18 protein-coding genes are annotated in these 16,753 nt (G+C 29.9%); 7 read left to right on the top strand and 11 right to left on the bottom strand.

Annotation, left to right across the window (positions count from 1 at the left end; all coding sequences use genetic code 11):
• Window positions 1–336 precede the first annotated feature (336 nt).
• The 4 genes from F7018_RS09580 to F7018_RS09565 all read right to left on the bottom strand — a co-directional run bounded on the left by F7018_RS09580 (window position 337) and on the right by F7018_RS09565 (window position 5,198).
• On the bottom strand, window positions 337–1,077 hold the full coding sequence (locus F7018_RS09580) for a DUF4294 domain-containing protein (protein WP_150899841.1): 741 nt from the start codon (window positions 1,075–1,077) through the stop codon (window positions 337–339).
• A gap of 105 nt (window positions 1,078–1,182) precedes the next feature.
• Entirely contained in the window at window positions 1,183–2,436 is a 1,254-nt protein-coding gene (locus tag F7018_RS09575) for an aminotransferase class I/II-fold pyridoxal phosphate-dependent enzyme (RefSeq protein WP_150899840.1), read from the bottom strand.
• A 135-nt stretch (window positions 2,437–2,571) separates the two neighbouring features.
• Entirely contained in the window at window positions 2,572–4,725 is a 2,154-nt protein-coding gene (locus tag F7018_RS09570) for a xanthine dehydrogenase family protein molybdopterin-binding subunit (protein ID WP_150899839.1), read from the bottom strand.
• Between the two features lie 11 nt (window positions 4,726–4,736).
• Window positions 4,737–5,198, bottom strand: coding sequence for a (2Fe-2S)-binding protein (locus F7018_RS09565; RefSeq protein WP_150899838.1), 462 nt, complete (start codon window positions 5,196–5,198; stop codon window positions 4,737–4,739).
• Between the two features lie 167 nt (window positions 5,199–5,365).
• Here F7018_RS09565 and F7018_RS09560 point away from each other — a divergent pair, with 167 nt between their 5' ends.
• Window positions 5,366–6,610, top strand: a complete 1,245-nt coding sequence (locus tag F7018_RS09560) for a mechanosensitive ion channel family protein (protein ID WP_150899837.1) — start codon at window positions 5,366–5,368, stop codon at window positions 6,608–6,610.
• Here F7018_RS09560 and F7018_RS09555 read toward each other — a convergent pair.
• The 5 genes from F7018_RS09555 to F7018_RS09535 form a co-directional block, all read right to left on the bottom strand.
• Window positions 6,600–7,076 carry a hypothetical protein gene (locus tag F7018_RS09555; protein ID WP_150899836.1) on the bottom strand — a complete coding sequence of 159 codons (477 nt, stop codon included), beginning with the start codon at window positions 7,074–7,076 and terminating at the stop codon, window positions 6,600–6,602. The two genes, F7018_RS09560 and F7018_RS09555, sit on opposite strands and share 11 nt — an antisense overlap.
• 75 nt (window positions 7,077–7,151) lie before the next feature.
• A complete protein-coding gene (gene fabV, locus F7018_RS09550) occupies window positions 7,152–8,339 on the bottom strand; it encodes an enoyl-ACP reductase FabV (RefSeq protein ID WP_150899835.1) in 1,188 nt (395 codons plus the stop codon).
• Window positions 8,317–8,688, bottom strand: coding sequence for a glyoxalase (locus F7018_RS09545; RefSeq protein WP_150899834.1), 372 nt, complete (start codon window positions 8,686–8,688; stop codon window positions 8,317–8,319). Before F7018_RS09545 ends, fabV begins: the two co-directional genes overlap by 23 nt.
• A gap of 28 nt (window positions 8,689–8,716) precedes the next feature.
• The gene (locus tag F7018_RS09540) at window positions 8,717–9,667 is read right to left on the bottom strand and encodes a phosphoribosylaminoimidazolesuccinocarboxamide synthase (RefSeq protein WP_150899833.1); all 951 of its coding nucleotides are present in this window, start codon (window positions 9,665–9,667) and stop codon (window positions 8,717–8,719) included.
• Window positions 9,668–9,753: 86 nt separating this feature from the next.
• Window positions 9,754–10,707: a PhoH family protein gene (locus tag F7018_RS09535; RefSeq protein WP_150899847.1), complete on the bottom strand. Its 954-nt coding sequence runs from the start codon at window positions 10,705–10,707 to the stop codon at window positions 9,754–9,756.
• Window positions 10,708–10,827: 120 nt separating this feature from the next.
• Between F7018_RS09535 and F7018_RS09530 the strand changes: the two genes are divergently transcribed.
• From F7018_RS09530 to F7018_RS09505, 6 genes are read left to right on the top strand one after another with little or no spacing between them, the layout of a single operon-like run.
• A complete protein-coding gene (locus tag F7018_RS09530) occupies window positions 10,828–11,691 on the top strand; it encodes an SAM hydrolase/SAM-dependent halogenase family protein (RefSeq protein WP_150899832.1) in 864 nt (287 codons plus the stop codon).
• Window positions 11,692–11,695: 4 nt separating this feature from the next.
• A complete protein-coding gene (locus tag F7018_RS09525) occupies window positions 11,696–11,992 on the top strand; it encodes a putative quinol monooxygenase (RefSeq protein ID WP_150899831.1) in 297 nt (98 codons plus the stop codon).
• A complete protein-coding gene (locus F7018_RS09520) occupies window positions 11,992–12,516 on the top strand; it encodes a GNAT family N-acetyltransferase (protein ID WP_150899830.1) in 525 nt (174 codons plus the stop codon). Before F7018_RS09525 ends, F7018_RS09520 begins: the two co-directional genes overlap by 1 nt.
• Window positions 12,517–12,536: 20 nt before the next feature.
• The gene (gene gldF, locus F7018_RS09515; protein WP_150899829.1) at window positions 12,537–13,256 is read left to right on the top strand and encodes a gliding motility-associated ABC transporter permease subunit GldF; all 720 of its coding nucleotides are present in this window, start codon (window positions 12,537–12,539) and stop codon (window positions 13,254–13,256) included.
• A complete protein-coding gene (gene gldG, locus F7018_RS09510) occupies window positions 13,249–14,889 on the top strand; it encodes a gliding motility-associated ABC transporter substrate-binding protein GldG (protein ID WP_150899828.1) in 1,641 nt (546 codons plus the stop codon). Before gldF ends, gldG begins: the two co-directional genes overlap by 8 nt.
• A 10-nt stretch (window positions 14,890–14,899) precedes the next feature.
• Complete coding sequence (locus tag F7018_RS09505) at window positions 14,900–15,325, top strand: hypothetical protein (protein WP_150899827.1); 426 nt, start codon at window positions 14,900–14,902, stop codon at window positions 15,323–15,325.
• Here F7018_RS09505 and F7018_RS09500 read toward each other — a convergent pair whose 3' ends face one another.
• Window positions 15,326–16,102 (bottom strand): NAD-dependent epimerase/dehydratase family protein, encoded by a 777-nt coding sequence (locus F7018_RS09500; protein ID WP_246175132.1) that lies wholly within the window; start codon window positions 16,100–16,102, stop codon window positions 15,326–15,328.
• Window positions 16,074–16,739: an MIP/aquaporin family protein gene (locus F7018_RS09495; RefSeq protein WP_150899826.1), complete on the bottom strand. Its 666-nt coding sequence runs from the start codon at window positions 16,737–16,739 to the stop codon at window positions 16,074–16,076. Before F7018_RS09495 ends, F7018_RS09500 begins: the two co-directional genes overlap by 29 nt.
• Window positions 16,740–16,753: the final 14 nt, after the last annotated feature.

The following is a 16,753-nucleotide window of genomic DNA, read 5'->3' as shown; positions in this document are numbered from 1 at the left end:
AAACTGACAAACTTTTTTGAAAGTTTTTTTTAATTTGTTTTCGCTAGAATTTTAATGAACTATCGTCTCTAAAACGGACTGCAAAGATAGCATCTTTATTTTGTAATAAACAAGAATAATTTAACTTATTTTTTACTCCTTTTTAACACTGCTCTACCGCCTATTTTAATGAACTTTTACTAACTTTATAACTTGTCGTTTTTTCGTTAGCGGGTGCAAATATAGAACCCTTTTTTAACATAATAACTATCTTTTTTAATCTTTTTTTGAATTATTTTTTATACACACTATCTATCAACAAGTTACAGCTGAAAGTTTTTTAGGTTAGGTATTGGTTTATCTCTTTTTAGGCTTCTCTTTTTTGTTTTTCTTTTTCTTCTTCATCTTTGCAAACATCTTAATATACTCTTCTACATCTACTTTTCCTTTTCTATTTATTACAATTGATTTATAATCTTTTTCCAATTTAGGCTTTTGATATTCTATTTTTTCATCTATTAAAGCTCTTTGTATTATATCTTCTATTAAATAATCTTCGTTTTCACTTTCTGGTTTATATTCCGACTTCAATGATAGTTTAAATAAATTTGCTGTTGCATTATACCAAAAAGCTTTCCACCCACTTCTTAATTCCTTTACATTATTAAATGCTGTTTTTCCTGATTGCCTATGAATTAGTTTCAACAATAACCTTCCTTCTGTTCTTGTTAGCTTCTTTAATGGTTTGGTTAATTCCTCTTCCAAATATTTTTGCACTCTTTTTACATATCGTCTTTTTTTACTTTTAGATTTTATTCTTGAAAGTCGAGCATTTACACTATCTATTCTTTTAGCTGCTAATACTGCATATGGATATGCTTTAAAAACTTTCCTTCTGAACCAATAATAATAATGAACATCTGACTGTTTTTTAAATTTATGCTTTGGTAAAACGGAAACTTCGTTTAAGGTAATCATCAAACTATCTCCATCCTTTATTAAAAAATATTCGTCATTAAAATTTGGCAATGTATCTTTTATTTGCCCTTTCATAACTCCGGCAAGTAATATTATACATATATATATGAGCTTTTTCATTATTTTTTTACGCATTAAATAAGGAAATCAAATTTAATTAGTTTCTTTTAAAACAAAAAAACTCATGAAATGTTTCATGAGTTTTTCTTTTTTATTTTTTTTAGACTATTCTGCCATAATAGTTTCTGCTATTCTTTTATAAGTTCCGTTTTCTAACTTCTCTCTTATTGCTGAAAATGCTTCGATAGTTTCGTCTACATCTTCTTGTGTGTGCCTTGCTGTTGGTATTAATCTTAATATAATTAAACCTTTTGGTATTACTGGATATACTACAATTGAACAAAACACTCCATGGTTTTCACGCAAATCTTGTACCATTGCCATTGCTTCTGGTATTTCTCCTTTCAAATATACTGGCGTTATACATGTTTGTGTTGTCCCTAAATCAAAACCAGCATTTCTTAAACCTGACTGTAACGCATTAGTGATTTTCCACAGATTTTCTTTTAACTCTGGCATAGTACGGATCATATCCAAACGCTTTAACGCTCCTTTTACCATTGGCATTGGTAAAGATTTAGCAAACATTTGTGATCTCATATTATATTGCAAGTATTGTACTACATCTTTATCTCCAGCAAAAAATGCTCCTATACCAGCCATAGACTTTGCAAATGTTGCAAAATACACATCTATTCCGTCTTGAACTCCTTGTTCAAACCCTGTTCCTCTTCCTCCTTCTCCTAAGGTTCCGAATCCATGTGCATCATCTACTAATAACCTAAAACTATATTTTTCTTTTAGTGCTACTATTTCTGCTAATCTTCCTTGTTCTCCTCGCATACCAAAAACTCCTTCAGAAACTAACAAGATTCCTCCTCCTGTTTTTTCTGCCATTTTTGTAGCTCTTTTTAAGTTTTTCTCACAGCTCTCAATATCATTATGACGATATACAAATCTTTTTCCTGCATGTAATCTAACTCCATCTATTATACATGCATGTGTATCCATGTCATATACGATAATATCATCTTTTCCAACTAAAGCATCTATTGCTGAAACCATTCCTTGGTATCCAAAATTCACTAAATACGATGCTTCTTTTCCTACAAACTCTGCACACTCTTGCTCTAATTGCTCGTGATACTTTGTATGTCCAGACATCATTCTAGCTCCCATTGGATATGCCATTCCATCAGTTGCAGCTGACTCTCCATCTACTTTTAATACTTCTGGATGATTTGCTAAACCTAAATAATCATTAATACTCCAAGTAACTACTTTTTTTCCATTGAAAGACATTCTATTTGATATTGGTCCTTCTAATTTAGGAAACACATAATATCCTTCTGCTTTATCTGCCCATTTTCCTAAAGGTCCTTTATCGTCTTTTATTCTTTCAAATAAATCTTTTACCATTATTACTTTTGATTTTTTATAGACTGCGAAAATAGTTCTTTTTTAACAGACTTTCAAATTGACTTTATGTTCATTTTGCTCATAAAAAAAAGATGCCTGTACGACATCTTTTTATTTCTTTTATATTTTTATTTTTTAGCTTTCTATTTTAACTGCTAATTCTTTTTCAAATGGCTGGCTATACATTCTCTTTCCTATAGCTTTGTATACCGCATTTGCAACTGCTCCTCCTGCTGGCGGAAGTCCTGGTTCTCCTAAACCTGTTGGCGACAATTCATTTTCTACAAAATGTACTTCTACCTCTGGTGTTTCATTCATTCGAATTAATCGATAGGTATCAAAGTTTTTGTTTGATGGTTTTCCATTATCGAATGTTAAATCTCCATACATCGCATGCCCTAAACCATCTAGAACTCCTCCTTGTATTTGATTTATAGCTCCTGTTGGATTGATTACAATTCCGCAATCTACTGCTGCTATTACTTTGGTAACTATTGGTGACCCATTTTTTAGTTCTACCTCTGCTAATTCCGCTACATGTGTATTATGACTATAATATGCTGCAAACCCTTGGTAAACTCCTTCTCTTGGATTTCCCCAATTTCCTTTTTCTGCTGCTAGTTTTATAGTATTTTGCATTCGCTCTCCTGAATACTCGATTTTCTCATCTTTTGTACCCTTTACATTTTCCAGCAATTCTAACCTTAATTGTACCGCATCTTTATTTAACTCCAATGCTAATTCATCAAAGAAACTTTGTTCTGCAAAAGCTAAAAAGTTTGTATAAGGTGCTCTCCAAGCTCCTGTTGTAATATTACTTTTATAATTTTTGGTTGACACTTTATAATTTGGAATACATCCTGCAGGAAAAAAATGTGGTATTAAGCCATACATATTTCCATTTATTGCTGCTTCCTTTAAATGGTATCCTGTTATTTTTCCATCTTTAAGCGAAGCTGCTATTCTATATTTTATAGCTGGTCTATAAATTCCATCTGTCATATCATCTTCTCTTGAAAAAACTACTTTTACTGGTTTTTTCGATTTATCTGATATTTCTGCTGCTTCTAAAGCAAAGTCACCATACAGACGTCGTCCAAATCCACCTCCCATTCTAGTCATTTCTAGCTCTATTTCTTCTTCTTTTCTATTTAAGAGTTTTGCTATTCTTCCTGCTGTCCATTGTGGTGTTTGTATAGGTCCTACCAAATGTATTTTTTCTGAAGTTACATTTGCATAAAAATTCATTGGTTCTAAACAGTTATGCGGTAAAAAAGGTGAATGATATGTTTTTTCAATTATTTTATCTGCTTCCTTAAATGCTTGTTTTACATTTCCATCTTCTCTTCTTACATCTAAATCTTTTGCGTCTAATATTTCATTCAATATTTTATTATGATCTGATGTACTTTCTAGTTTTGAGCCTTCTTTCCAGGTTGCTTTTAAAGCTTTTTTTCCTTTCATAGCAGCCCAAGTACTTGAAGCTAGAACTGCAATTTTATCTCCAAATTTTATTATTTCTGAAACGCCATTTACTTTCTTCGCATCTGAATCATCAAAAGCTTCCAGTGTTTGTCCAAATGCTGGTGGTCTTAAAACTGACGCATACAACATTCCTTCAGCCTTATAATCTAACCCAAACAACGGTTTTCCTGTTACTATTTTCTCTAAATCTACATTAACAGCATTTGTTCCTATTATGGTATATTCTGAAGATTTTTTTAATGTTACTTTTTCTGGTACTTCTAGAAGAGCTGCTTCTTTAACAACATCGCCATAACCTAAAGTTTCTCCTTTAGCATTTGTTATTATACCTTTGGATGCTTTACAAGTTGATGCCTCTACACCCCATTTTGCTGCTGCTGCATTTACCAACATTTGTTTCGTTGTTGCTCCAGTTTGCCTCAACGCATCCCATCCATGTCTTATAGATTGACTTCCTCCTGCTACCTGTCTTGTATATTCTTTTTTATTATACTTTGCTTGAACTACATGTACCTTATCCCAATCTACATCTAACTCTTCTGCAATAATCATTGGCATAGATGTTTTTACCCCTTGACCTATTTCTGGATTAGGCGAATAAATAGTTACATAACCTTCTTGTGAAATTTTTATAAAAGCATTAAAATCGTTAAAATTTAAATTCTCTACATCTATTGACGGTTTCACATTTGGTTTACATGCTGTAAACATATTGAAACCTATCATTACTCCTCCACCTGCTAATGCAGCAGTTCTTAAAAAATTCCTTCTACTGAATGTGTACTTTTTTTCTTGAGTGCTCATAATTTAAATTTTTAAGACATTTTTTTAGCTGCTATAGCTACTGCTTTTTCTATTCTATTATATGAGGCACATCTACACAAATTTCCATGCATTGCTTCTCTAATCTCTTCATTTGAAGGTTTAGGATTATCTTTCAAAAATGAAGCTGCTGTCATTATTTGTCCTGCTTGACAATAACCACACTGAGGCACATCTACTTCTTTCCATGCTTCTTGCAAAGGGTGATCTCCTTTTTCTGAAAGTCCTTCAATTGTTGTAATTTCTTCTTTATCTAACATTGATACCTGAAGTTGACAACTTCTCATTGCTGTTCCATCTACATGTATTGTACAAGCTCCACATTGTGCTATTCCGCAACCAAATTTGGTTCCTAGCATGTTTAACTCATCTCTTAAAACCCAAAGTAATGGTGTGTCGGCATCTACATTAACGGTTTTTGAGCTACCATTAATATTAATTGTATATGTTGGCATTTTGGATAGTTTTGTTACGTTTTGTGTAAGTTACAAAAAATATAAAACTTCTAATTTTTCTTAACTTCTTTTTAAGAAAACTTTAAGCTCAATTATTTTTAAATTAAACTGTCTCATAACCAATTCATACGCCTTTTATTAATAGTTTTGTAAGATATTTTACTCTTATGGAATTTGATAGACACTTTTTTTACGATTACCTAATAGATTTTGGTTTTTCTAAAAACATTTCTATTTATTTAAATCTGTTTTTTCTTGTAATCATATCTCTTATTCTTACTTATCTTATAGATATTATTGCTAGAAAAGTACTTAGAAATATCTCTATTAGGATTGCGAAATCGTCTAAAACAAGTTTTGATGATATTTTAATTACCAATAAAGTTCCTACTAATGTTGCACATCTCATTCCTGTGCTTATTTTTTTTGAATTAATTCCTATTATCTTTTTTGATTTTGAATATTTAAGGAATTTTACCACTAAATTAGTTTCAATAATTAGTATTCTTTTAACGCTTAGTATTGCTAGGAGTATTTTGAATAGCCTTAAAGATTTTTTAAAAAAGCTTCCTCGTTTTAAAGACAAACCTGTTGATAGCTATATTCAGGTTTTTATGATTTTTGCTTGGCTAGCTGGGACTATTTTAGCTTTTGCTATTATCACCGATCAATCTATTTGGAAGTTTTTTACCGCTCTTGGTGCAGCTTCCGCTATAATTATTCTAATTTTTAAAGACACAATACTTGGTTTTGTTGCTAGTATTCAAGTTTCTGTTAATGATATGGTTCGAATTGGCGATTGGATTACTTTTGAAAAATTTGGTGCCGATGGTGACGTTATTGAAATTTCTTTAGCCACTGTTAAAGTTCAGAATTTTGATAAAACTATTACCACTATCCCAACCTATGCCTTAATTTCTGATTCTTTTAAAAATTGGAGAGGTATGGTTAATTCTCAAGGTAGAAGAATTAAAAGAGCCCTAAATATTAAAATGGATAGTATTCATTATTTATCTGATGACGAGATAAACAATTTAAAATCTATTCATCTTATTGAAAATTATTTAACTGACAAGCAAGAAAACATTAATACCTATAATGAAGAAAAGAATATAAATAAGAACTTTCTTTTAAATGGTAGAAACCTCACTAACATTGGTGTTTTTAGAAAATATGCTGAAACATATATTGAAAATCATCCTGCTATTAATAAAAACATGATGATTATGGTTAGACAATTAGCTCCAACTTCTCAGGGGTTACCTCTTGAAATTTATGCTTTTAGTGCAGACAAAAGATGGCAAAATTATGAATATATTATAGCTGATATTTTTGACCACTTACTTGCTTCTGTGCAATATTTTAATTTAGAAGTATTTGAATTACCTTCAAGAATTACAACTACAAATTAAGCTCGCTAATCATTTCATTATAGTCGTACTGTAAATCTTCATGTAACTTATCTATAGCTTTTTTTGCTAGCTCCAATTGCCTATCGTAGGTTGCTTGTAATCTTGGACTTCTTTTTATACTTGGTTTAAATTCTTTTAGCTTTACACAAAAGTGCAACAGTAAAACTACTTCTGTTTCTTTCTTTTTTGAATATCGAATAAACTTTTTGGTTGTTGTTAAGATTTTACGAACGCTTTTACGTATGTAATAGTAACTCTTTGTGTTTACTTGTTCAAATAATTCGTCTATTTCTTCCTTTATACGCTCTATATAACCTTCTTCATTATGAGATTCAAATAACAAGTACGTTAGCAACTCTTTATTTTCTTTTTTAAATTTTGATAACTGTAAACATAATTCCATCAATTCTCCTGATGTTTTATATGCCAACTCATCTTTTATTTTTTTTACAGTTACTGCCTTCATTAGTTTTATTTTAAAAAGTTAAAAATAAAAAAAGCCTCATAGAAATTCTATGAGGCTCTTCTTAAAATTTATTTTTTATTGAATACTTGGAATTTCTACTAACTCATTTACATCAGCATCATAGTCTACTCCTGCTACTTTAAATCCAAATAATTTAAAGAACTCATTACTATAACCTTCTAAATCTCCTATTTCAGAAAGATTTTCTGTAGTTGCCTCTTCCCATAATTTAGAAATCTCCGCTTGTACATCCTTTCTCATTTCCCAATCATCAACACGAATTCTTCCTTTTTCATCTAAAGCTAAATCTCCTCCAAACAATCTCTCACTATATAAACGTTGGATTTGCTCTATACATCCTTCGTGAATTCCTTTTTCTTTCATTACTTTAAATAATAATGATATGTATAATGGAATTACTGGTATTGCTGAACTTGCTTGTGTTACTAATGCTTTATTTACTGAAACATAAGCCTTTGCACCTATAGATTTTAATTCTTCTGTTATTTTAAATGCTGTAGCTTCTAAATCATCTTTTGCAGCTCCTATTGTACCATTTCTATACACTGGTTTTGTTACTTCTGGACCAATGTATGAATAGGCTACTGTTGTTGCTCCTTCTGATAATAAATTTTCTGCTTGTAAAGCGTCCATCCACATTTTCCAATCTTCTCCTCCCATTACAGTTACCGTATTAGCAACATCATCACCCTCAGCTGGTTTTATTGATATTTCTGATACATTACCTGTATGAAAATCTACTGTTTTATTTGAAAACACCTCTCCTATTGGTTTTAAAACAGACTTATATCTTTTTCCTGTTTCTGGATGCGTTCTTACAGGCGAAGCTAAACTATAGATTACTAAATCTACTTGACCTAAATCTTCTTTGATTAAATCTACTACTTGCTTCTTTACATCATTTGAAAATGCATCGGCATTTATACTTTTTGCATATAATCCTGCTGCATGCGCTTCTTTTTCAAAAGCTGCTGTATTGTAAAAACCTGGTGATGCCGGTCTTCCTTCGCTTGCTGGCTTGTCAAAAAACACTCCTATTGTTGCGGCATCTGAACCAAATGCACTTGTAATTCTTGAAGCTAATCCAAATCCAGTTGAAGCTCCTATGACTAAAACTTTTTTTGCTCCTTCTATTTTTCCTTTTGACTGTACATATGCTATTTGGTCTTTTACATTTTGTTCACATCCAACTGGGTGAGATGTTAAACAAATAAACCCTCTAGTTCTTGGCTCTATTATCATTGTTGTTTGTTTTAAAATTTTTAATTTCTAATTGGCTATCTGAAATTCTTTGACCAATCATCGTTAAAATTCTTTTATTTATTTCAGCATCATTGTCTTTATAGAATTCAAATTCTTTTATGGTGAATTGACCTATAATTGAACCTAACAGCTGATTTTTAAAATTTATATTTTTTTTAATTATTGTATCAACTAGATTTTGAAAACTTTCTTTTTCTAGATGTAACACCTTAACTTTTTGTTTATTACAATAAAAAATAAAAAAATGTAAAATAAGATCGTGTTGTAGTTTTAAAATTGGTCGTACAATTCTGTTTTGAAAATCTTCAATTGGAATTTTTGATGTCAAATTTAAAACTGGTCGTATGCTTATTTTTTTATTGTCCATTTAAAAAATTGACAACATTTTTTTCAATACGTGCTAATACATTCTCTGTATTTGCCTTAATAAAAGTTTCTCCTGTAATTTGTTCATATAATTCGATATATCTATTAGATATCTCATTAATTTTATCATCTGACATTTCAGGAATTTGTTGTCCTTCTTTTCCTTGAAACCCATTTTCTATTAACCATTGACGTACAAACTCTTTTGATAATTGTTTTTGCTTTTCTCCTTTCTCTTGACGTTCTTTATATCCTTCTTTATAAAAATAACGCGATGAATCTGGAGTATGTATTTCATCTATCAAAACTATTTTTCCATCTCTTGTCTTACCGAATTCATATTTAGTATCTACTAAAATTAAATCTCTAGAAGCTGCAATTTCAGTTCCTCTTTGAAATAATTTTCTTGTGTAATCTTCTAAAACTAAATAATCTTCTTCTGAAACTATTCCTTTTGCTAAAATTTCCTCTCTTGAAATATCCTCGTCATGCTCTCCGTTATCTGCTTTTGTAGATGGAGTAATAATAGGTGTAGGAAATTTATCGTTCTCTTTTAATCCTTCAGGCATTTCAACTCCACAAAGAATCCTTTTTCCTGCATTATATTCACGAGCGGCATGTCCTGACAAGTAACCTCTAATAACCATTTCTACTTTAAATGGTTCACATAAATGTCCTACTGCAACATTTTCATCTGGATTTGCCACTAACCAATTCGGAACAATATCGGCTGTATCATTCATCATTTTGGTTGCGATCTGGTTTAAAATCTGCCCTTTAAAAGGGATTTGACGAGGCAAAATTACATCAAAAGCTGACAATCTATCTGATGCAATCATTACCAATAATTCATCGTTTACATTGTATACTTCTCTTACCTTTCCTTTATAAACAGACTTCTGTTGTGGAAACTTGAAGTTAGTTTCGTTAATTGTATTCATTCTTTTTTTGTTGTGTTGTTGACTGCAAAAGTAAGTTTTTACATTTCAAAACTCAAAGTTTAAAAGTTATAAATTACAACTAAAGATTACTCTGTTTCAATACTTTTATATGCTTTTACAATTTTCTTAATTAAGCGGTGTCTTACTACATCTTTATCATCTAAGTATATTTGTCCAATCCCATCTATACCTTTTAAAGCTAACAATGCTTCTTTTAAACCTGAGACTTGTTTTCTTGGTAAATCTATTTGACCAGGATCACCTGTAATAATAAACTTTGCATGCATTCCCATACGTGTTAAAAACATTTTCATTTGGTTGTGCGTTGTATTTTGTGCCTCATCTAAAATTACAAACGCATTATCTAATGTTCTTCCACGCATAAATGCTAATGGTGCTATTTGTATAATTCCCTTTTCTAAATATGATTCTAACTTTTCATGCGGAATCATATCTCTTAATGCATCATATAAAGGTTGCATATATGGGTCTAATTTTTCTTTTAAATCTCCTGGTAAAAAACCTAAGTTTTCCCCTGATTCTACCGCTGGCCTCGTTAGTATAATTCTACGTACTTCTTTTTCTTTAAGTGCCTTTACCGCTAATGCTACTGCTGTATATGTTTTTCCAGTTCCTGCTGGACCTACTGCAAAAAGCATATCGTTTTTAAGCATTAACTCAACCATTTTACGTTGGTTTGTTGTTTGTGCTTTTATTAATTTACCGCTAACTCCATGCACTAAGACTCCTTCAACCTTATTCGATTTACGAATTTCCTCTTCCTTTCCTGTAGATGTTAAAATACGTTCTATGCTATTTTCATCTAACTTATTATATCTATTGAAGTATTTTATGAGCATTCCTAAACGTTTTTCAAATTCGTCTAAAAGCTCTGCCTCTCCATAAATTTTTAATGTATTTCCTCTTGCAACAATTTTTACTTTTGGGAAGTATGTTTTTAACTGAGTTATTGTACTGTTTTGAGCTCCAAAAAAATCTTTTGGATTAATTTCGGTTAATTCAATAATTCGTTCGTTCAAATGATATATGTTTTTAATATTATTCACTCTAAAAATAATGATTATTTTTATCGAATTACGTAGTTTTGCTGTAAATTCAACAGATTTTTTCAACATATTAATTAACAAGCAACTAATTAAATGCCTCTCATTACTTTAACTACCGATTTTGGAATAAAAGACCACTTTGTAGGGGCTGTTAAAGGTGCTATTTACTCTGAATTACCTGATGCGAACATTGTTGACATTACGCATCACATTACTCCTTTTAATATTACCGAGACTGCTTATATTTTAAAAAACACCTATAAAAGCTTTCCTGATAAAACAATACATATTGTTGGAGTTGATTCTGAATTGAGTGTAGATAATAAACATATTGCTTTAGAATTAGACAATCATTATTTTATTTGTCCTGATAATGGAATTATATCTATGATTGCTTCCGAAATAAAACCTTCAAAGATTGTTGAAATTAATATTCATAATCATATTGAAAGTAGTTTCCCTGTATTAGATGTATTTGTTCAGGTTGCTTCTCATATTGGCCGTGGTGGTAGTTTAAATGTTATTGGTAAAGAAATTGAGTCTTATAAGAACATTACTGAAATTCAGCCTAAGATAAATCAAAAGCAAGACCATATTATAGGTGGTGTTATTTATATTGATAACTACGGAAATGTAATTACAAATATTAGTAAGAAACTTTTCAACTCTATTGGTAAAGGACGTAATTTTACTATAACCGCCAGACGCTATAATTTTGATAAAATTTATAATCGTTATAATGAAATTGTAGATTATTCTATTCCTGTTGAAAAAAGACAATACGATGGAGAAAAATTAGCTATTTTTAATTCTGCTGGTTTTTTAGAAATTGCCATTTACCGTAGTAATTTAGATACTGTTGGTGGTGCTTCTACCTTACTAGGTTTAGGTTATAGAGACAGTATTTCTATTGAGTTTGAAACTATTATTTCACCAGATTTTACCACTATAAATTAATTATATGTTTGTTCGAATTGTAAAAATGAGTTTTCAACCTGAGAAAATTGAAGAGTTTTTAAAAAACTTTGACTCAAAAAAAGAATTTATTAGAAAATCTCCTGGTTGTAACTTATTAGAATTATATAGAGATAAAACGAATCCGAATATCTTTTTTACTTACAGTTATTGGGATACTGAACAAGATTTAGAAAATTATAGAAATTCTGAATTATTTAAAGGTGTTTGGGCTCAAACTAAAGTTTTATTTAATGATAAGCCATTAGCTTGGAGTGTAGATAAATTAGTCTCTTTAGTTTAATGGAATTACTATTCAAACCTTTTCCTAAATTAGAAACTGAGCGATTAGTTTTAAGAAAACTTATAGATAGTGATAAGAAAGCTATTTTTGAAATACGATCTAACAAAGAAGTCAATAAATTTATAGACAGACATGTTCCTGCAAATATTTCCGATATAGAAACTTTCATTAAAATGATTGACCAATTAATCAATACTAACAAAGGTATTTATTGGGTAATTGAACATAACAATACTCTAATTGGTTCTATTGGACTCCGTCATTTTAACCATGATTTTTCTTATGCTGAGATAGGTTATGAATTACATCCTGATTTCCATAAAAAAGGTTTTATGAGTGAATCATTACAAAAAGTTATTCATTTTGGTTTTTCTAAACTTAACTTAAAAGCCATAGAAGCCTTTACTCATAAAAATAATGAAAGCTCTATCGCGTTATTGAATAAAAATAATTTTATTTATCAGCCTAAAAGAAGAGATAAGGGTTTTGAAAATAATCGTATTTTTCGAATTGAAAATAATTAATAATTTACGTTAACAATTATATGTTTCCTATTTTAAAAAAAGAATTTAACTCATTTTTTTCATCCCCCATAGCGTATTTAGTTATTGGTGTTTTTTTACTAATAAACGGATTATACTTATGGGTGTTTAAAGATAATTTTAATATTCTAAATGCTGGTTTTGCAGATTTAAGTAGCTTCTTTTATTTAGCTCCTTGGTTATTCTTGTTTTTAATACCAGCGATTACCATGAGAAGTTTTGCCGATGAATTTAACAGTGGAACTATTGAAATTTTAAAAACTAAGCCATTAACCGATTGGCAAATTATTTTAGGCAAGTTTACAGCTTCACTTCTTTTAGTTTTTATTGCTTTAATTCCTACATTAACTTATGCATATACTGTATATGCACTAGGTAATCCAATTGGAAATTTAGATTTAGGAAGTATTACTGGTTCTTATTTTGGTCTGTTTTTTTTAGCTGCCATATACACTAGTATTGGTTTGTTTACCTCTACTCTGTCTAAAAATCAAATTGTAGCTTTTATTATTAGTGTTTTTATCACTTTTATTTTATTCTATGGCTTTGATACAATTGGTAACTCATTAGGAAATTCGGGATACTTATTTCAACAGTTTGGAATTAATGAACACTTTAAAAGTATTAGTCGAGGTGTTATTGACACTAGAGATGTAGTTTACTTTATTAGCGTTACTTTTTTCTTTTTATTCATTACTAAACAACAATTAAAAAATGAATAAGAAAATACAACATATAGCTTATGCTTTCGTAGGAATCTTATTAGTCAATTATCTTTCTAATTTTGTATTTAAACGTTTTGACTTAACTCAAGACAAACGCTATACAATTTCTAATATTAGCACGAAACTACTGAATAAAATAGACAAGAATATTTTAATTAATGTATACTTGGAAGGTGATTTTCCAGCTGAGTTCAAACGCTTACAAATAGAAACTCGTCAGTTTTTAGAAGAACTAAAAGCTGAAAATTCTAATGTTAGGTTTCGTTTTGTTAATCCTGATAATATTCGTGAACGCCTTATAAAAAAAGGAATGCTTCCTAGTCAATTAACTGTGGAGGAAGATGGAAAATTATCTGAAGCCATTATTTTTCCTTGGGCTGAAATTAATTACGGTAAAAAAACAGAACTTGTTTCTCTTTTACCAAATTCTATTGCTAAAACTCAAGAAGATCAATTGCAAAACGCAATTGAAAAACTTGAATACTCTTTTGCTAATGCAATTCATAACATAACCAAAACCAAAAGAAAAAAAATAGCAGTTTTATCGGGTAATGGGGAATTAGACGATATATATGTTTATAGTTTATTAAGTGAAGTAGGAAAAAAATATCGCTTAGCTAAATTTACTTTAGACAGTGTTGAAAACAGTCCCCAAAAAACATTAAATGATTTAACTAAGTATGATTTAGCAATTATTGCTAAACCTACTAAAAGGTTTACCGAAAAAGAGAAATTTACCGTTGATCAGTTTATTACAAATGGAGGTAAAACTCTTTGGATGATTGATAATAATTATTCAGATACGGATAGCTTATATAATGAAGGAAGAATGTTAGCTTTTCCTCGCGATTTAAATTTAACCGATTTACTTTTTAGTTATCAAGTACGTGTAAATAATAAACTTATTCAAGATTTATATTCTGCTAAGATTCCTTTAGCTACAGGAAATTTAGGAAACCAAGCACAGTTTCAACATTTAAATTGGTTTTACCATCCTTTAGTGAATGGAAATCCTAACCATCCTATTACTAAAAACGTATCGCCAGTTCGTTTTCGTTTTACAACGCAGATAGATACATTGAAAGGAAATATTAAAAAAACACCTTTATTAGTTACTTCTGTTTTAACTAAAAAAATAGGAACTCCTAAAATTGTTGAATTGCAAAGTATTTCTAAAGAACCTCAACAAAAAGATTACTCAAATGGCCCACAGTTATTATCTGTTTTATTAGAAGGTGATTTTAAATCTGCTTATAAAAGTAGAATCAAACCATTTAGCACTCCACTTTTCAAACCTGAAAGTAGCTCTAATAAAATGATTGTTATTGCCGATGGTGATGTTGGAAAAAATCAAATTTTAAAAGGAAAACCTCATGATTTATCTTTAGACAAATGGACTGGAGAAATATTTGGTAACAAAGATTTCTTAATGAATGCTATTGATTATTTATTAGACGATTCTGGTTTAATTCAATTACGTAATAAAACAGTTAAGATAAACCTTCTAAACAAACAAAAAGCTTATACTGAAAAACGTTTTTGGCAATTTATAAATATTGGTGTTCCTTTAATTTTACTTGCCTTGTTTGGTTTTGGTTTTAATTACTTAAGAAGAAAAAAATATTCTTAAATATTTGTAAGTGAATAATAAATTTAAATATTTTTTTATCTCTATTAGCTTTACACTTTTTATTTGTTCATTAACACAAGAATGTTATACTGTAAAGCTAAACAATAAACTATATAATCATTCTGGAGCTTTACTTTTCTTTTTAGGATGGTTAAATATTGGTTTAAAAACATTTATTTGGTTAGCCAACCCTTTACACATTATTAGTAATTACTATTTAGTTACTAGTCAAAAGAAAAAGCTACCTCTTCTTTTAAGTCTATTCGCTTTAATTTTATCCTTATTATTTACAAAAGCAGAAGTAAGTTATGCTTATTTCGGAGGATCTCAAGGTGATATAGTCAATACATTATCAGGTTACTGGTTATGGGTTTCCTCAATAACTATAACTGTACTATACACTATTATTTTAAATATAAAATCTATCAAACACTAACTAAAATAATAAATCATCATAAATAAAAGTATAATTCAATTGTTTCTGTAATTTATCTGAACTAATTATTTTATACTTCAAATCTAAAGAATCATCAAAAACTGGTGGTTCTTTTTTCATTTTAACCTTTGCATTGATATAAAATTCTTTTCTTGTTGGGTGGTGATTTGAACAAGCGTTAAATACTTCTCCCCATACGTTTAGTTTAATTATTTGATAAATAATTTGAATACAATCATCCTGATGTATCATATTTACAAAACCTTTAGGATGTGGTATTTTTCTATTCTCAAACCAATTTCCTGGATTCCTATCCCTACCTAACAATCCTGCAAAACGAATTACAGTAGTTTTAAAGTATTTATTTTCTTTAAAAAGATTTTCTATTTCTGCTAAAGGTGAAGATATCAATGTTTCTTCCTCTGTTATTACTTTGTTTAAACTAGGATAAACTGAAGTAGAACTTATAAAAATTACTTTTTTTACTGCTGATTTCTCTATTTCATTTATTAAGTTTTTGTAGCTTACAATATTCTTAGATGTAATTGCTACAATTAATATATCTGAACTTAAAAACAATTGTATTTCTTTATTGAAACTTGCATCAATATCTATTAAAAAAGGAGCAATTCCTTTTTCCTTAAAAATACTTAATTTATTTTTTGAAGTAGTAGACCCTTTCACATTATACTCTTTCTTCAGTAAGTATTCTGCTAATGGAAGTCCTAACCAACCACATCCTAAAATACTAACATCCTTCATCGCAACAATTGTCATCTTTTACCAGTTTACACGAAACTACCGCTAATAACGCTCCTAAAATTGGCGCTAATAAATACAACCATAAATGTTCTAAGTGTCCTGATACTAATGCCGGCGCTATTGAACGTACTGGGTTCATCGAAGCTTTTGTCATTGGTCCAGCAAACATTGCTTCTAACAAAACGACTCCTCCGATAGCAATACCTGCCATTACCCCAACTTCTTTACTCCCTGTTGAAACATTAATAATTGTAACCATTAAAAAGAAAGTCAGTAATAATTCTAATATAAAAGCTCGCCAAGGTTCAATACTAGGTATCGTAGCTCCGTAAAATTCACTTTCAGGAAATAAAACCCATAGTACACTGCTTGCTAATAGTGCACCTAATAATTGGGCTATTATATATTTTGGAACCTCTTTCCATGAAAATTTTTTGGCATAAGCAAAAGCAATGGTAACTGCTGGATTAAAGTGTGCCCCCGAAATTTCTCCAAAAGAATATATCATTGCCATTACTATTAATCCCCAGGTAATAGCCACTCCTATGTGAGTTAAATCTACCCCTCCAGTTACTTCATTAATTGTCATAGCCCCTGTACCACAAAAAATTAACGCAAAAGTTCCTATTAATTCAGAAATATATTTTTTCATGGTGGCAAATATCA

The sequence above is a fragment of the Tenacibaculum aiptasiae genome, from assembly GCF_008806755.1.
GTDB lineage: Bacteria > Bacteroidota > Bacteroidia > Flavobacteriales > Flavobacteriaceae > Polaribacter > Polaribacter aiptasiae.
Note: the sequence above shows the minus strand (reverse complement) of the source record. Positions and strands in the feature narration are given on the sequence as shown.